Origin of the sequence: Phycicoccus avicenniae (assembly GCF_050496545.1) — a bacterium.
Taxonomy (GTDB): domain Bacteria; phylum Actinomycetota; class Actinomycetes; order Actinomycetales; family Dermatophilaceae; genus Phycicoccus; species Phycicoccus avicenniae_A.
The window spans coordinates 138,332-153,089 of record NZ_JBNVZV010000002.1 but is presented as its reverse complement, the minus strand read 5'-3'; the positions used below and the strand labels follow the sequence as shown (position 1 = coordinate 153,089).

Annotated in this window: 10 protein-coding genes; 7 read left to right on the top strand and 3 right to left on the bottom strand. The window is 74.1% G+C overall.

Annotated elements, in window-relative coordinates:
* Positions 1–176 precede the first annotated feature (176 nt).
* The 3 genes from ACQZ2A_RS02560 to ACQZ2A_RS02550 all read left to right on the top strand — a co-directional run bounded on the left by ACQZ2A_RS02560 (position 177) and on the right by ACQZ2A_RS02550 (position 9,831).
* On the top strand, positions 177–4,106 hold the full coding sequence (locus ACQZ2A_RS02560) for a hypothetical protein (protein WP_430206932.1): 3,930 nt from the start codon (positions 177–179) through the stop codon (positions 4,104–4,106).
* Positions 4,103–9,085 (top strand): hypothetical protein, encoded by a 4,983-nt coding sequence (locus ACQZ2A_RS02555; RefSeq protein WP_430206931.1) that lies wholly within the window; start codon positions 4,103–4,105, stop codon positions 9,083–9,085. The genes ACQZ2A_RS02560 and ACQZ2A_RS02555 overlap by 4 nt, the downstream gene beginning before the upstream one ends.
* Before the next feature lie 158 nt (positions 9,086–9,243).
* Positions 9,244–9,831: a hypothetical protein gene (locus ACQZ2A_RS02550; RefSeq protein WP_430206930.1), complete on the top strand. Its 588-nt coding sequence runs from the start codon at positions 9,244–9,246 to the stop codon at positions 9,829–9,831.
* A gap of 108 nt (positions 9,832–9,939) precedes the next feature.
* Here the strand turns inward: ACQZ2A_RS02550 and ACQZ2A_RS02545 are convergent, their stop codons facing one another.
* The 3 genes from ACQZ2A_RS02545 to ACQZ2A_RS02535 all read right to left on the bottom strand — a co-directional run bounded on the left by ACQZ2A_RS02545 (position 9,940) and on the right by ACQZ2A_RS02535 (position 11,413).
* A complete protein-coding gene (locus ACQZ2A_RS02545; RefSeq protein ID WP_430206929.1) occupies positions 9,940–10,314 on the bottom strand; it encodes a type II toxin-antitoxin system VapC family toxin in 375 nt (124 codons plus the stop codon).
* Between the two features lie 20 nt (positions 10,315–10,334).
* Positions 10,335–10,592, bottom strand: a complete 258-nt coding sequence (locus ACQZ2A_RS02540; protein WP_430206928.1) for a type II toxin-antitoxin system VapB family antitoxin — start codon at positions 10,590–10,592, stop codon at positions 10,335–10,337.
* A 116-nt stretch (positions 10,593–10,708) separates the two neighbouring features.
* On the bottom strand, positions 10,709–11,413 hold the full coding sequence (locus ACQZ2A_RS02535) for an Ltp family lipoprotein (protein ID WP_430206927.1): 705 nt from the start codon (positions 11,411–11,413) through the stop codon (positions 10,709–10,711).
* Between the two features lie 217 nt (positions 11,414–11,630).
* Here ACQZ2A_RS02535 and ACQZ2A_RS02530 point away from each other — a divergent pair, with 217 nt between their 5' ends.
* The 4 genes from ACQZ2A_RS02530 (at position 11,631) to ACQZ2A_RS02515 (ending at position 14,669) form a co-directional block, all read left to right on the top strand.
* The gene (locus ACQZ2A_RS02530) at positions 11,631–11,975 is read left to right on the top strand and encodes a hypothetical protein (protein ID WP_430206926.1); all 345 of its coding nucleotides are present in this window, start codon (positions 11,631–11,633) and stop codon (positions 11,973–11,975) included.
* Positions 11,963–12,997, top strand: coding sequence for an HNH endonuclease (locus ACQZ2A_RS02525; protein ID WP_430206925.1), 1,035 nt, complete (start codon positions 11,963–11,965; stop codon positions 12,995–12,997). Before ACQZ2A_RS02530 ends, ACQZ2A_RS02525 begins: the two co-directional genes overlap by 13 nt.
* An 86-nt stretch (positions 12,998–13,083) precedes the next feature.
* A complete protein-coding gene (locus ACQZ2A_RS02520; RefSeq protein WP_430206924.1) occupies positions 13,084–13,671 on the top strand; it encodes an RNA polymerase sigma factor in 588 nt (195 codons plus the stop codon).
* A complete protein-coding gene (locus ACQZ2A_RS02515; RefSeq protein ID WP_430206923.1) occupies positions 13,668–14,669 on the top strand; it encodes a hypothetical protein in 1,002 nt (333 codons plus the stop codon). Before ACQZ2A_RS02520 ends, ACQZ2A_RS02515 begins: the two co-directional genes overlap by 4 nt.
* Positions 14,670–14,758 lie beyond the last annotated feature (89 nt).

Genomic DNA, 14,758 nt, shown 5'->3' with positions numbered 1-14,758 from the left:
CCTCCGGCCGAGCACGCTAGCCGCGCGGCGAACCGCTGTCCGGCGAACGGCGAAACCGCAGGCCAGCCGCCCCCACCGGGCACCGGTATGGCCCGGTCGAGCCATACCGGTGCGGCACCCCCCGCCGGTAACGTCGATCGACCCCCTCCTGTCGGACCGCGGATCCGGAGCCAGCCATGAGCCACCGCAGCATCCCGGACCTGCCCGACGCCGGCACGCTGCACCCCTACGACCACCGCGCGGGTGAGGACGACCTCGTCGTCGACGTGGTCCGCCCGGGGGACCTCGTCGCGCTGACCGTCACCGTCCGCGGCGCCACGCTGCAGCCGCCGGTGAGGATAGGTCCGGCCGCGGACCGCCGGCCGCACTCACTGCTCGTCGCCGGTGCGGGCGCCACCCTCGTCGTCGACCTGCCCTTCCAGCACGGCCACGAGCAGGCGTCGTACGAGGCGGCCGCCGCCCCGCAGGTCGACCCGATGCACCCCGAGGCCACCCCGGCCGTGCCCAGCCCCCCGCCGGCGATCCTGCTGCCCGCCGACCGTCCGGCGCAGTACCGCCCCGCGCGCGGCAGCCGCCTCGTCTTCCGCCTGACCGAGGGCAGCACCATCGACTGGACCTCGGCCGGCATCCTCGGGGCCCTCCCCTGGCTCGACGCCGTGCTCCACCCCCGAGGGGAGGCACCGGGGCTCCGCCCCCCGCCGTACCAGCTGCCCGGCGGCAAGGTCTTCCTCGACCCCCACCTCGAGGTCCCGATCACCGGCGGGCTCGTCGCGGTGCTGCGGCCGGACGACGTCCTCGTCACCGCCCGGCCACCGACGGGCGTGGTCATCCCCGACCCGACGACGGTCCGCGGCGCGGCGCTCCTGGCCGCCAACGACCGGCTCGTCGCGGAGTACGCGCGCACCCGGGTGCTGTCGTTCGGCCGCAGCGTCGACCGCGCCGCCCTGACCGGCCGGATCGGCGACCTGGCGAGCCGGATCGACCCCGGTATCCTCTTCCGGCGAGGTACGTACAGCCGCAGGGCGACCGGGGACGAGACGGCCATCGAGGCGCCCTTCCGGCTCCAGCTCTCGCCGACGAGCGAAGGGCACTGGGTGCACGCGGCCGACCCGGTGCCGGCCGAGGACGCCCCGGGACACCTCGAGCTCTGGCACACCCGGCTCGACACCGGCGCACGGACCCCGGAGGACCTCCTCCGCCCCGGCGCGCCGGACGATGCCCGGAGCCGCGTGGTGCGCGCCGTCTGGACCCGCGACCGCGACGACCAGCCGGCGTCGGTCTGGCACGACCCCACCGCCGACGACGGCGAGAGCGCACCCCTCGGCCCCGACACCGTCAAGAGCACCGGCGTGACGGCCGACCCCTTCCTCGGCTCCCTGGACCGCGCCGACCGGCACCGGCTGGTCCGGCAGACCGCCGAGGTCTGGCCGGGCGAGGGCCGCACCCGCATCGACCCCGTGCCCGTGGGCGCGGACCGGTTGTGGCTCACCGCCCTCGGGGCCTGGCTCGACCTGCACGGGCAGTGGGTCACCAAGCCCTACTCGACCGCCGGGATGGCCTCGATCCTCGCCTGGGACCACGTCGCCACGCAGGGACGCGACCAGTACGTGCGCGTCGTCTACCCCGGGTACCTCTTCCCCCTCGGCCAGCCGACGGTCCGGGTCAAGCTGACCCAGCGCAGCATCCGGCCGCTCACCGACCCGCGGGCCGGTCTCGTGCAGCGCCAGTTCCTCGTCGTCATCGACCCCTTCCGCGACCACACGACCGTCCACGGCTTCCCGTGGCGCAGCACCCGGATCAGCCCCGGGGCGACGCCCGCGCTCGACCCGATGTCGGACGACCCGGTGCCCGGTCTCGATGCGTCGCAGGCGTTCTGGCCACGCGTCGGCGGCAAGACCTTCGCCTGGAAGGTCGACGGCATCGACCGGGACGGTCGCCCGCAGACGCACGCGATGCCGCTCGTCTGGGTCGCCGAGCACGTGAAGATGCCGGCGCTGCTCCGGGCGCTGGAGAAGGGGTACCGCGAGGACGCCCGGCGCGTCATCGACCTCGGCGGGCAGCACGTGGCGTTCGCGCCGGCCGGGCCGGAGGGCGACTCCCGGGTCGAGACGCGCAGCGTGCGCCTCCTCGGGTCGGCACGCCAGGGCGGCAGCACACCCCGGATGTCGAGCGCCGACGTCGTGCTCCCCGCCGCCCAGGCCGTGGCGGGCACCGGCGCCACCCGGGTCACGTACTTCCCGGAGTACCGGGCCAAGGGCTTCACGGCCGGCAACGTCGGACGGGTCTGGGCCTCCACCCTGCTGCCCGGGATGGAGTCCGCCACCGAGTACCGGGACGACCTCGGGACCACGGGTCCGGCTGCGGCACAGGACGAGACGCAGGACCTGCCGCGCATCGGGTTCGGCGGCACGCCCGGCGATGTCGGCTCGGACCGGGCCGGGGGCTTCGTCCAGCCGAACCTCACCGTCGCCGGGCTCTCCCAGGCCCGGGGTCCGGTCGGCGACCTCGCCTCCGTCGCCACCGGGTCCTTCGACCCCAAGGCGTTCCTCGGCGACGCCCTCCCCAAGCTGTTCGGCCTCGTCGAGCTCGTCGACCTCCTCCCGGACGACGGGCCGCTCGCGGATGCACCGGCACTCGTCACCGAGGCCCTCGACACCTTCTCCGCGGTCGAGGCCGAGGTCCGGCGAGCGGTCGCCGCCGCGCAGGACGCCGCGAACCAGGCTGCGGCGGTGCGCGACCGGGTGCAGGCCGCCGGGGGTGCGGCGCTGGCCGAGGCGCAGGCGCTGCTCACCGACGCGCAGGCCCTGGCCACCGCCTCGGCCGACCTCCTGACCCTCGTCGGCGGGCTCCCGGCCGCGCTGGCCGGGAAGGACCCGGCCGCCATCGGCGCCGAGCTGACCCGCCCGGACGGGCTGGTGCCCCGGCTCACCGCCGCCTCGGATGCGGCCCGCGCCCTCGTCCGCCCTCCGCTGCCGCTCTTCGCGCGCTCGCGCCTGCTCCAGCTCGCCGACACCCTCGGACGGCTCGCGGGAGTCGCGGGTCTGGCGAACGACGCGTTCGCCGTGCTGCGCGGTCTCGACCCGGAGCGCCGGGAGGTGTCGTTCCGCTACGAGTGGACGCCGAAGCTCCAGTCCTGGCCGAAGGACGAGGCACCGCTCGTGAAGCTCGAGCCCGACTCGCTCGTCATCGCCCTCTCCGGCACCCTCAAGGCGTCCGGCCCGCCGAGCGTCGAGGTGCTCGCCGAGCTGCGCCGGTTCTCGCTCGTCCTCTTCGCCTCCGAGCCCCTCGTGACCATCCCCTTCGAGCGACTGTCCTTCCACGGTGGCTCGTCGGGCAAGGCCGAGGTCGACGTCGTCATGGGCGACATCGTCTTCGGTGGCTTCCTCTCCTTCGTCGAGACGATCAAGGACCTCATCCCGCTCGACGGCTTCTCCGACCCGCCGAGCGTCGAGGTCACGCCCGCCGGGCTCACGGCCGGGTTCAGCCTCACCCTGCCCAACCTCGCGGTCGGGGTCTTCAGCCTCTCGAACATGTCGCTCGGCGCCGACGTCAAGGTGCCCTTCCTCGGCGAGACGATCAGCTTCGGCTTCAACTTCTGCACCCGCGAGCGTCCGTTCGTCCTCTCCGTCGTCTTCCTCGGGGGTGGTGGATGGTTCCTGATCCGGCTCTCGCCCAAGGGACTCGAGGTGCTGGAGCTCGGCCTGGAGGCCGGTGCCTACCTCGCCGTCGACTTCGGGGTCGCGTCGGGCTCGATCTCGGCGGCCATCGGCGTCTACATCCGGCTCGAGGGGAAGAAGGGCTCGCTCACCGGGTACTTCCGCCTCCGCGGCGAGGTCGACGTCCTCGGGCTCATCTCCGCGTCGATCGAGCTCTACATGGAGCTCGTGTACCGGTTCGACACGGGGAAGATGGTCGGCCGGGCGCGCATCACGGTCGAGGTCGAGGTGCTCTGCTTCTCCGCGAGCGTGAGCATCGAGGCCGAGCGGCAGCTGGCCGGCTCGAACGGTGACCCGAGCCTGCGCGAGGTCGTCCTGGAGGACGACGGGTCGGCGCCCGCCTGGGACGACTACCTGCTCGCCTTCGCCCCCGAGGAGGTGCCGGCATGAGCGAGGAGTGGTTCACCGCCATCGCCCTTCCCGTGTCGGTCCGGGACGATGCCCGGGCCCACGTCACCGTCTTCGTCGCGCCGACCCTGCGCCCCGATCACAAGGGCACGGTGCTCGGGGAGTTCGACCTCTTCCGGGACTGGGCCGGAGCCCTCGCCGATGGGGCGACGGTCACCCTCGTCGACCAGTCCGGGGAGATGGACGCCGAGCTCGACCTCTCGGCGCTCGACCCGTCCCTGTGGCGCAGGGCTTTCGACGAGGGCACCCCCGTCCTCGCGAACCGTGTCCCGGAGTGGCAGGGCCGCGACTGGCGCACCTTCGCCGCCAAGGACTGCGCCGACATCGCGAAGTCCGTCCACCTGGCCACCGTGGCGGCCGACCCGCTCACCCCCGTGCCGCCGAGCGCGCACCCGCTGCTCCAGGGCGTCGTCGGGATGGCCAACGAGGCGGGCGCCATCACCTACGAGGGCCGCGGCACGCACGGCCGACGAGGCAGCCGCGTCCCCACCTACGACGAGTCGAAGCTGACGGCCTACCTCGACAAGAGCCTCGTCCGCGGCCGGCGCGGCGCGTGGACGACGCCGGCCGCCGGGGCGCTGCCGGACCCGACGGGGTCGGTCGGCTCGGCCCTCGAGCAGCTGCACCTCGCGCGGCGCTTCTACGAGCGGCCCGAGAGCCAGTTCGCGGAGCAGGTGAGGCACGACCCACCGGCGAAGGTCGAGCCGCTCGACCCACCCGCGCCGGAGTTCCACGAGCGGGTCGGCGCGGCCGGCGACCACCCGGCCTTCCTGCGTCGCCTCGGTCTGCTGCTGCCCGTGCGGTCGGACCCGGCCCGGCTGCGCCGCAGCGAGTGGCTGGCAGCCGTCGTCCGAACGCGCGGCGGCGACGAGGCCTGTCGCTCACCGCGGCTCGCCGTCCGAGCGCTGCGCGACGGCGCGTTCGTCACCCGCCCGAACCCGGCCGACCCACCCGTCTGGTCCGACGGTGCCCTGACCCTCGGCGACACCGAGGTCTTCGACGTCGTCGACGTGGACCCCGACGGCTCGGCCATCAAGGCGGAGCGCTTCCTGACGACCATCCCCCGGCTGGCCCTCACGGAGCTCCAGGGCATGCCGGCCGATGCCGCCTCCCCCGCGCTGCGAGCCACCGGGTTCACCCTGACCCGCCGCCAGCAGGCCGGCCGTGGGCTCGACCAGCTCGGCCGGCAGGAGGGGTACCAGGCCGCGCTGGAGGTGCCGAAGCCCCCGCAGGACCTGCCCCTCCTGCACACCCAGGACGTCACCCGCGGGCTGCGGGTCGAGGTGTGGGACAGCGTCTCCCGCGCGTGGCACTCCCTCCACTCGCGGCGCTCGACGCTGCGCGTGGCCGGTGAGGAGGTGTACGCGGACGAGCCCGGCGAGGGGTTCGTCCAGGGAACGAGCGCCACCGAGACCCGCGGCGTCGAGGGTGGCGCGGTGCACGTCCACGAGGCGATGCTCGGCTGGGAGGGCTGGAGCCTGTCGGTGCCCCGCCCCGGCAAGCGGGTGACCCCGGTGCTCGAGGACGCCCCAGGCGGTGGCACCCACATCCGCGAGGAGGCCCAGGTCACGTCGACCGACCCCACCGGGAAGGAGCCGCACCCGTTCGTCTTCGCGCACGAGTACGCCCCCGGCACCCTGCCGCGACTGCGGTACGGGCGCGACTACGCGTTCCGCGCCTGGGGGGTCGACCTCGGCGGCAACGTCCGTGACCACCACGTCGGTCCGCGGCCCCCCGAGCTCGTCGAGGTCCTCGACGCCGTGTCCGGTCTGTCGCCGTTGTCCGACACCGCCCTCGGCCGGCGGCTGCGGGCGGCCGGGACGGCGGATGCACCGCGGCTCGTGGGTGACTTCGCGTCGGGAGTGCTCGAGGAGCCCCGGGTCGGTGACCTCGACGCCGCCCTGGACCGCCTCGTGACGGTCCTGCCCGACGACCCGGACGCCCCGGTGGTTGGCGAGGTCGTGCGCGGTGGTGTGGCGGGCTCACCCGCGCTGACGGCCGAGGACCTCCTGCTCGATGCCGCCTCGCCCGCGCTGCTGCACACCGTCGTCGCCGCCACCTCGCTGGGGCGCCCGGCTGCCGAGGCGGTCACGGACCTGGAGGCGCGGGGTGCATCGGACGACGAGCCGGTGCCGCTCCGCGCCCTCGGCATCCGGGGCGTCGAGGCCCGCAGGGTGCTCGCCGAAGCACCACCTACGAGGACCGGGACCGGTTCTCGCACAGCCGCTGTCGGCGACGCGTTCCGCCGGGCGGCGGCCGCGGGCACCGTGGCGCGCAGCACGGTCTCGACCGACCGGGCGGTCACGCGCGAGCTGCTCGCCGGTCACCTCGCGGACGTCGTCGGTGGCCTCGGCCGGCCGGGACTCACCGTGCCGGGCCTGCGGGCCGCGGCCTCCCTCGTCACGGCGGCCCGGCCGTTCCTGCGCTGGGACCCGGTGCCCCCGCCGGTCGTCGTCCCGCTGGCGCAGTTCACCGAGGGTGAGTCGCTGCGGGTCGTCGTCGTGCGGTCGGGGGTCGAGCAGGACCCCGAGACGCTGGCGGTGACCGTCACGCCGCCGGACGAGTACGCGGCCGCGGTGGCCGGCGTGGCGCCGCTCTACGCCGGGAGCGCCCGTCGTCATCTCGCGCCGCCGAAGACCAGCCAGGTGCAGGCCGAGCTGCACAGCACGTTCGACGCCGGCATCGACGAGGGAACCGCGGAGGCCCGCCGCCAGGTGCTGGCGTGGGCGGTGCGGGAGAACGGGTCCTGGTACGACCAGGAGGTGCCGAACCCCACCGACCCGATGGGCGCGCCGTCCCCGCAGGAGGGTGTGCGGCTGCTGCCCGAGCCGGTCGACGGGGACCACCACAACCCGCACGACCCGAAGAGCCCGCTCAAGGTGCTGCCCCCGGGGGCTCCCGGGACGCCGCCGGGGCTGGTCCTCCAGCCCGGTGACGCTCCGGCGCCGGGGCAGTACGTGGTGCACGCGACCGAGGACCTCGACCTGCCCTACCTGCCGGACCCGCTGGCCTCCGGGGTGTCGCTGGCCTTCACCGAGGCCGGCAGCGGGCGGCACGTGCGCTTCCCGTGGGGCGCCGAGCAGGTCACCGCGCCGTACGGCGGGACGTGGCCGGAGCGAGAACCGTTCCTGCTCAGCCTGTCCGGTGCCGACCGGCTCGGAGCATCCATCGACGGTCGGGCGCTCGACCTCCATCTCCCGGCGGGTGACGTGCAGACGTTCCGGCTCGCCAGCACCGTCACGGACGAGCGCCTCGCGTGGCTCGGCGTGTGGCGAAGCCTCGACGACGCGCTGACGAGCGACCCGGACGTGCGGGGTGCAGCCGCGGACGGTCTGCTGTGGGCGCTGACCCCGGGCGAGGAGGTCCGGCTGGTACACGCGGTCCCGCGGCCGGTGACCGCCCCGCGGCCGACGGTGGTCGCACCGCTGCGCGCACGGGGCTCGGTGCTCGCCTCGCTCGTCGGGGGTGTCGAGGTGCACGGCCCGAGCACCGACAAGGTCACCGCCTCGCTCGCCTGGACCGACGAGGTCGATGACCTGACGCTCCCGGGACCGGTGCAGCGCAACGCCACGGCGGCGGGGTTCGAGGTCGTCGTGCGCCCCGAGGACCGCATCCTCCCGCTGTGGGTGGCCGACCAGGCGATGGCCCTGCCCGGCTTCGAGGGTGTCGTGCTGCGCGGCACCGCCCATCCGATGCCGGACACCCGCCACCACCTCGTGCGGTACCGGTTCCGGGCCTCCACGCGCTTCCGCGAGTACTTCGCGCCCGCCCTGCTCGCCGGCGACCCGGCGGACCCGCTCGACGACGGGCAGAGCGTCGTCAGCCCCGAGCTCGTCGTGTCGCTGCCCTCGACCGAGCGCCCGGACCCGCCGGCCGTGCACTCCGTGCTGCCGCTGTTTCGGTGGGAGGAGAGCGACGAGCCGGAGCAGCCGTTCGGACGGCGGCGGGTGCGCCGGCCCGGGGTGCGCATCTACCTCGAGCGGCCGTGGAACTCCAGCGGTGACGGCGAGCTGCTGGCCGTGCTCCTCGCCGTGGGCGACGACGACAAGGCGCCGTACCCGCTGCCCGACCCGAAGAACCCCGAGGCCGACCCGGCGGGCGGATTCCCGTTCGTCAGCCAGTGGGGGGCGGACCCGATCTGGACGGCGCCGGGCGTGCCGCGCCGGCCCGTCACGCTGGCCGAGCTCGACGACGGCCTGTCGGTCCTCGGCTGGGACGACCGGGTGGAGCCGGGGCGGCCCGTGCACGCGCCGGTCACGCTTCCGCTGCCGCTCCAGGGCGGTGGTCTCGCGAACCCGCCGGCGACGGTGCCGGTGGTGGTCGCCGGGTACCTACCGCGGTACAGCCACGCTCGGAGGCAGTGGTACGTCGACGTCGCGTTCGACGCGCGGGCCACGTTCTGGCCGTTCGTGCGGCTGGCCGTGGCGCGCTACCAGCCGGACTCGGTCACCGGTGCGCACCTGTCGACGCCCGTGCGCCTCGACCAGGTGCAGCTCGCGCCCGAGCGCACCGTGTCGGTCGCGCGCACCGACGCCACGCACGCGCGCGTCGTGGTGACGGGACTGGCCGGACATCGCGAGTCGGCGTCCCGCCAGTACGCGGTCTCGATGTCCCGCAACCGGACCCTCGTCGCGCGGCTGCAGAGGTACGACCCGTCGGTGGGTGGTGACCTCGCGTGGTCGAGCGTCGACACCGTCGAGCTCGTGGCTCGCGGGACGGCGAGCCGGGCCGAGGACCTCGTGTGGGTCGGCGAGCTCGAGGCCGACGCGGCGATGGACGTGCGCACGCCGGTCAGTGGGGTGACCGCGAGCGGCGTGCCGGAGGGCTCGCAGTGGCGGGTGCGCGTCGAGGAGTGGGAACGCTTCCCGGGCGACCCGCCGCGGCGCGAGCAGATGGCGGAGTTCGGCGAGGCCCCGGTGTGGCAGAAGCGTCTCGTCTACGCGGACGACGTCCACCTCTGATGCCCTGGTGCGCCAGCGATCGCGGCCGTGTGGTGCACGTCATACCTCGTTGACGGTTCTACTACTACCGGTCGTACTACGTACCGTAGTAGTTTGTGGTCGTCAGACCACCACCACCGGGCCGCACTGACCGGCCCGACCGGAAGGACGCGAGACCCATGCGTAGCTCGTTCGACAAGCTCATCTCCTGGACCGGCATCATCGTCGCCGCGGTCCTCCTCGTCGCCGGCGGCCTGCTCGTGTGGGCCTCCTCGTTCGCCACCACCAACGTCCACGACCAGCTCGCTGCACAGCAGATCACGATGCCGGCCGCGGCCGCCCTCACCACCCCCGAGATGAAGGCCAACCTCACGCAGTACGCGGGCCAGCCGATGACGACCGGCGCGCAGGCCAAGGCCTATGCCGACTACTACATCCAGGCCCACATGGACGAGCAGGCCGAGGGCCGCACCTACTCGCAGGTCTCCGGCGAGTTCATGGCCGCCCTGAAGTCCGCCCCCGACGCGCAGGCCACCGCCGACCTCGGTCAGCTGCGGCAGTCGCTCTTCATGGGCACGACGCTGCGGGGCATGCTCCTCAACGCCTACGCGTTCGCCACCCTCGGCACCATCGCGATGTACGCGGCCATCGCCGCCTTCATCGGCTCCGCCCTGATGTTCGTCCTCGGAGCGCTGGGCCTGGCCCACGCCCGCCGGATCACCCCGATCGAGGCCCCGGCCATCGAGCGGATCCCCCTCACCGCCTGACACCGCGTCATCTCCTGCAGACGCAGCTCAGGACACCGGAGGCCCCGGTCGGCACCAGCCGACCGGGGCCTCATCGTGCTCCATGGCCCTCCTCACGGGGCCCAGCCGCTACCTGGCGATCGCCCTCGTGAGGTCCGTGTGCCCGAAGTCCTCACCCTTGAACAGCAACGGCTCCCCGGTCTCACGCGCGAGGGCATAGGCGAAGCAGTCGCCGAAGCTCAGGCCCGCGGGGTGACCGCTCCCCCGTCCGTAGTCACGGTAGGCGGCACGACCGAGTCCGACGTGCGCCTCCGTCACGGGGACGACGTCGATCTGCAGCTCGCGGACGAGGTCGTCGAACATCCGGCTGACGGCAGGGCTGCGGCGGGAGTCGACGACGATTCCGGCCTCCAGCAAGGACCCTGCGGACATCCGCGCATGGTGGGCCGATCGAATCGCCTCGATGAAGGCATCGCGCTCCGGCTCCCCGCCGATGATGGCCACGAGGGCCGAGGAGTCGACGATCACACCGGCAGCCCGTACGCGTCGTAGAGGTCGTCGGATGTCAGCAGGCGCCTGTCCTCGTCGGTCAGGTGGGCGTCGATCCGCGCCAGGAGGTCTCCCACAGTGCGTCGTCGCGCAGCCTCGTCGTCGGGTCGGTCCAGCGCGGCGAGGTAGTCCTCGAGCGCGGCCTCGATGACGCTCGTCTGCGACCGGCCGGTCCGCGCGGCGGCCTCACGCGCGAGCGCGTGGACGCGTTCGTTCTTGATGTTGAGGCTCATGGCACCATTCTACCCCCCGACGGGGGACGTCTACCATGCGCCGGCATTCCACCACGGAGGCCCCGGTCGGCACCAGCCGACCGGGGACTCTGTGGCGTTGCGAGGAGGTCAGTCGGTCACAGCCCGACCGACTTCGCGCCGTACGCCGCCTGCTTGGAGGTGTAGCCCTCGAACTTCAGCTGGTCGATGAGACTGCCTCGCGAGAAGTGGCTCATCTCCATGTACGACTCGGCGGACTGCGCGGCCTCCTCGTTCCAGTTGACCTTCATGGTGGCCAGTGCGGCCTCGATGTCCTTCGTCGCGTAGTCCTCGAACTTCAGCTGCTCGATGAGCCCCTTCCGGCTGAAGCCGGACATGTCGAGGTAGGACTCCGCACTCCCCTTGGCGTTCTCCTGAGCGGTCGTCAGGGTGGGGGCGGCCGGCTTCGGCGCAGGCTTGGGCGCGGCGGGCTTGGCCGTCGGGGTGGCCGACGGCGAGGCGACCTCGGCGGCCGGCGACGCGCTCGTGACGGGAGCCGGCTCGGCGCTGACCGTGGGCGAGCTCTTGAGCGCGGCGTCCTGCGGCTTGACCTGGTCACCGCCACTGGTCAGGGCGGACCCGAGAATCACGGCACCGACGAGGCCGGCGGGGATGAGGACGCGCTTCTTGCGGAACCAGGGCCGCGCGGCAGTGGTCACCGGAGCGACCGCACTCGTCTGCGCCGCGGTCTGCGGCATCTGCTCCGTGGCGCCCGGGGCGAAGTGCTCGGTCCACTGCTGGCCGTCCCAGTACCGCTGGCGGCCGTCGTTCTGCGGGTACCAGCCGGCGGGCGTGTTCGACATCGTGATGCTCCTAGCGAGAGGTTGCCGGAGACACAGAGGGAGCCCCCGGGACGTCACGACGTGATCCCCCACCTCGTGAACGCGCCCGACCGTATGTCAGACCTCCGACAACGAGAAGGGCTGCACCGGAACGGGAGCCGAACGGCTGATGCCTCGAGGGCCGAGGGGGCTGTCAGTGGTCGCGGCTAGGTTTGGAGGCATCAGGAGGGGGGTAGCCGTGGACGCTTCGCACAGTCAGACGCCGCTCGGGGCCGGCTCCCCCGCGTCGGTCGTCGCGGCCTTCCGGGAGTGGCTCGCCGGCGCCGACGCCGTCGACGATGGCGACCGCATCAGCCTGGTCACCGAGCTCGAGCGTCTCAAGGGTGCCGCGGCCGCTGCGCAGGCCCGCGCCACCGATGCGCTGCGCGTCTCGCAGGAGGCGGTGCGGCCGCAGGATGCGGCGCGGTCGGTCGGGTCGCAGGTCGCGCTCGCCCGCCGTGAGTCGCCCACTCTGGGTGACCGGTTCGTCGGCCTGTCCCGAGCTCTGGTCCACGAGAGATGCCCGCCACCATGGCTGCCCTGACCTCCGGTGACATCGTCGAGCGGCACGCCGTCGAGGTCGCCCGCGAGAGCGCCACCCTCACCCGCGAGGACCGCGCCACGCTCGATGCCCGCCTCGCCGGCGTCCTGGCCCGCCTCTCACCCCAAGCCGCCGGGAGGGCCGCGCGCCGGATCGCCGCCGAGCTCGACGCCGCCTCCGTCATCGCCCGGATGGAGGCCGCCGTCGCCTCCCGCCGCGTCTCGGTCCGCCCGGCCCCCGACGGGATGGCCTGGCTGACCGTCCTGACACCGCTGCGCGACGCGGTCGGCGCCTACGCCGCCGTGCGCGCCCGCGCCCAAGCCGTCCTCGGTGGGCAGTGCGAGGACGAGGCCCCCGACGGGCGCGGCCTCGGCGCCGTCATGGCCGACACCGCCACCCGCCTGATGGCCGGCCTGGCGCCCGGCCAGGTCCAGCCGGTCGAGGTCCACCTCGTCATCACCGACCGCGCCCTCCTCGGCACCGGCAACCCTGACGTCTCGATGATGACCCCGGCCCGCATCCCCGGCCACGGCTCGGTCCCGGCACCGGTCGCCCGCGCCTGGCTCCGCGACGCCGACGAGGCATCGGTCTGGCTGCGGCGCCTCTACACCAGCCCCGACGGACGCGACCTCGTCGCGATGGACGCCCGACGCCGCCGCTTCGTCGGCTTGCTGCGCCGGATGCTCGTCCTGCGCGACGACGTCTGCCCCACCCCGTACTGCGACGCCCCCGTCGTCCACGCCGACCACACCCACCCCGTCCACGCAGGCGGCATCACGAGCTACACCAACGGCTCCGGAGCCTGCGCCCGCTGCAACCACGTCAAGGAAGCCCCCGGCTGGTCCGTCACCGTCGTGCGCGGCTCACCCCGCGAGATCGAGATCCGCACCCCCACCGGCCACACCCACACCTCCCTCGCCCCACCCCTGCTCGGTTGGGGCAGCGACCAACCCGACCCCGACGTCTCACCACCCACCGACTCTCCCCTCGAACGCCACCTCGAGGCTCTTCTCGCCACCGCGTGACCGACCTTCCCCGCTTCGGGCTGTAACGCTTCCTGCGCGCCCGGACATGGGGGTGGTGTCAGACTCACCACCGTGGAGGGGGATCCATGAGCTCGCCCGAGGACCGCTTCTCGGCGCTCTTCGACACCACGCACGTCGGGCTCCTCGGGTACGCCGTGCGCCGCGTGGCCGACCCCGCGGACGCCGCCGACGTCGTCGCCGAGACCTACCTCGTCGCGTGGCGGCGGCTCGAGGACGTGCCACCCGGCGCCGAGGCCCGGCCGTGGCTCTTCGGCGTCGCCCGCCGTGTCCTCGCCAACCACTACCGCGGCGAACGCCGCCGCATCGCCCTCGCCGACCGGCTCCGCGACTCGCTGCACCACGTCGTCCCACCGCCCGAGCTCCACGAGCCGACCGTCGTCGAGCGCGCCGTCGAGCGTCTCGGCGACGACGACCGCGAGCTGCTGCGCCTCCTCGCCTGGGAGGAGCTCGCCCGCGAGGAGATCGCCGTCGCGATGGGCCTGTCCCGCGCGACCGTCCGGGTCCGCCTGCACCGGGCCCGCACCCGCCTGCGCGAGGCGATGGCCGACATCGAGGCCGAGATGGATCGCGTTGCGCTGCAACGTACTGCGCCGTCCGGACATGACTCCCACGGATGGGCCAGCGCCCGTCCCGGGACCGAGGAGACCTCATGAACGACACCGACCTGATGGAGGCCCTGCGCACCACGCGCCGGGTCGACGACACCACGCTCGGCCGTGTGACCGACCGCCACGCGCTCGACGCGCTGCGCGACGGCATCACCCTCACCGACCGCCACGCTCCCCCGACCGCCGAGGCGCCGCGGAGGGGCAGGCGCCTCGGCCGTCGGGGGCTCACCGCCGGCGCGCTCGGGGTCGTTCTCGCCGGCGGCGGCGTCGCCTGGGCCGCCACCCACTTCGACCGCGGCCCGCTGCTCGACGGGCTGAGCTGCGCGCAGTCGATGACCGTCCGCGAGGGCGACGTCACGCTCGACGGGTCGGCATCCGGCCGCCCCGTGAGCGGCGACGACGTCGCGGACTGCGCCGCCATCCGGGCCGATGCTGGCCTGCCCGCGCTCGTCGACCCCGTCGCGTTCGAGTACGCGGGCAACCGCTTCGTCGTGTCGCGGGCCGGGGTGCCGGCGCCGGTCCTGGCCGACGTCCAGCCGACCACGCCGGATGCCGACCGCGCCGCGCGCCTCGAGCTCGATGCCGCGCTGGGCGACTGGGTCGACGGCCCTCGTGGCGGATGCTTCACTGCACCCGAGGCGCAGGACTACGCCATCGCGTCTGTGGCCAGGGCCGGGCTCGCCGGCATGCCGGTGCGCGTCATCGAGGCCCCGGCGGGTGGCGACTCCGGGCCGTGCGCCCTCGCCGAGGTCGCCCTCGACGGTCGTTCCGTGGAGGTGACGGCGGACGCTCGTCAGCCCGTGAAGCGCGGCTCCCCCGAGATCGACGACTCGGTGTTCGACGTGTCCGGCTCCCTCCGGACGGCCCTCGACGGCCGGTGCCTGTCGCTCGCCGACGCCGAGGCGCTGGCCCGCACCACGATGGGGTCAAACGGCCACGTGTCGACCGTCGCCGACGAGGCGCTGGACTGCGCCAACGTCGACCTGGTCGTCGGCGGAGACATCCAGCTCACCGTGCGCGGGCCCGAAGCATCCCGCCCCTGACCCCGAGCTCCGGGTCGGGCCTCGGCCGTTCGGTCGGGGCCCGACCCGATCGCCCCGCGCGCCGACGCCCGCCTCCCTAGCGTGTGCGG

Coding starts and splice junctions, on each gene's coding strand:
- ACQZ2A_RS02560 (WP_430206932.1), top strand. CDS start 177: ATGAGCCACCGCAGCATCCCGGACCTGCCCGACGCCGGCACGCTGCAC.
- ACQZ2A_RS02555 (WP_430206931.1), top strand. CDS start 4,103: ATGAGCGAGGAGTGGTTCACCGCCATCGCCCTTCCCGTGTCGGTCCGG.
- ACQZ2A_RS02550 (WP_430206930.1), top strand. CDS start 9,244: ATGCGTAGCTCGTTCGACAAGCTCATCTCCTGGACCGGCATCATCGTC.
- ACQZ2A_RS02540 (WP_430206928.1), bottom strand. CDS start 10,592: ATGAGCCTCAACATCAAGAACGAACGCGTCCACGCGCTCGCGCGTGAG.
- ACQZ2A_RS02535 (WP_430206927.1), bottom strand. CDS start 11,413: ATGTCGAACACGCCCGCCGGCTGGTACCCGCAGAACGACGGCCGCCAG.
- ACQZ2A_RS02525 (WP_430206925.1), top strand. CDS start 11,963: ATGGCTGCCCTGACCTCCGGTGACATCGTCGAGCGGCACGCCGTCGAG.
- ACQZ2A_RS02520 (WP_430206924.1), top strand. CDS start 13,084: ATGAGCTCGCCCGAGGACCGCTTCTCGGCGCTCTTCGACACCACGCAC.
- ACQZ2A_RS02515 (WP_430206923.1), top strand. CDS start 13,668: ATGAACGACACCGACCTGATGGAGGCCCTGCGCACCACGCGCCGGGTC.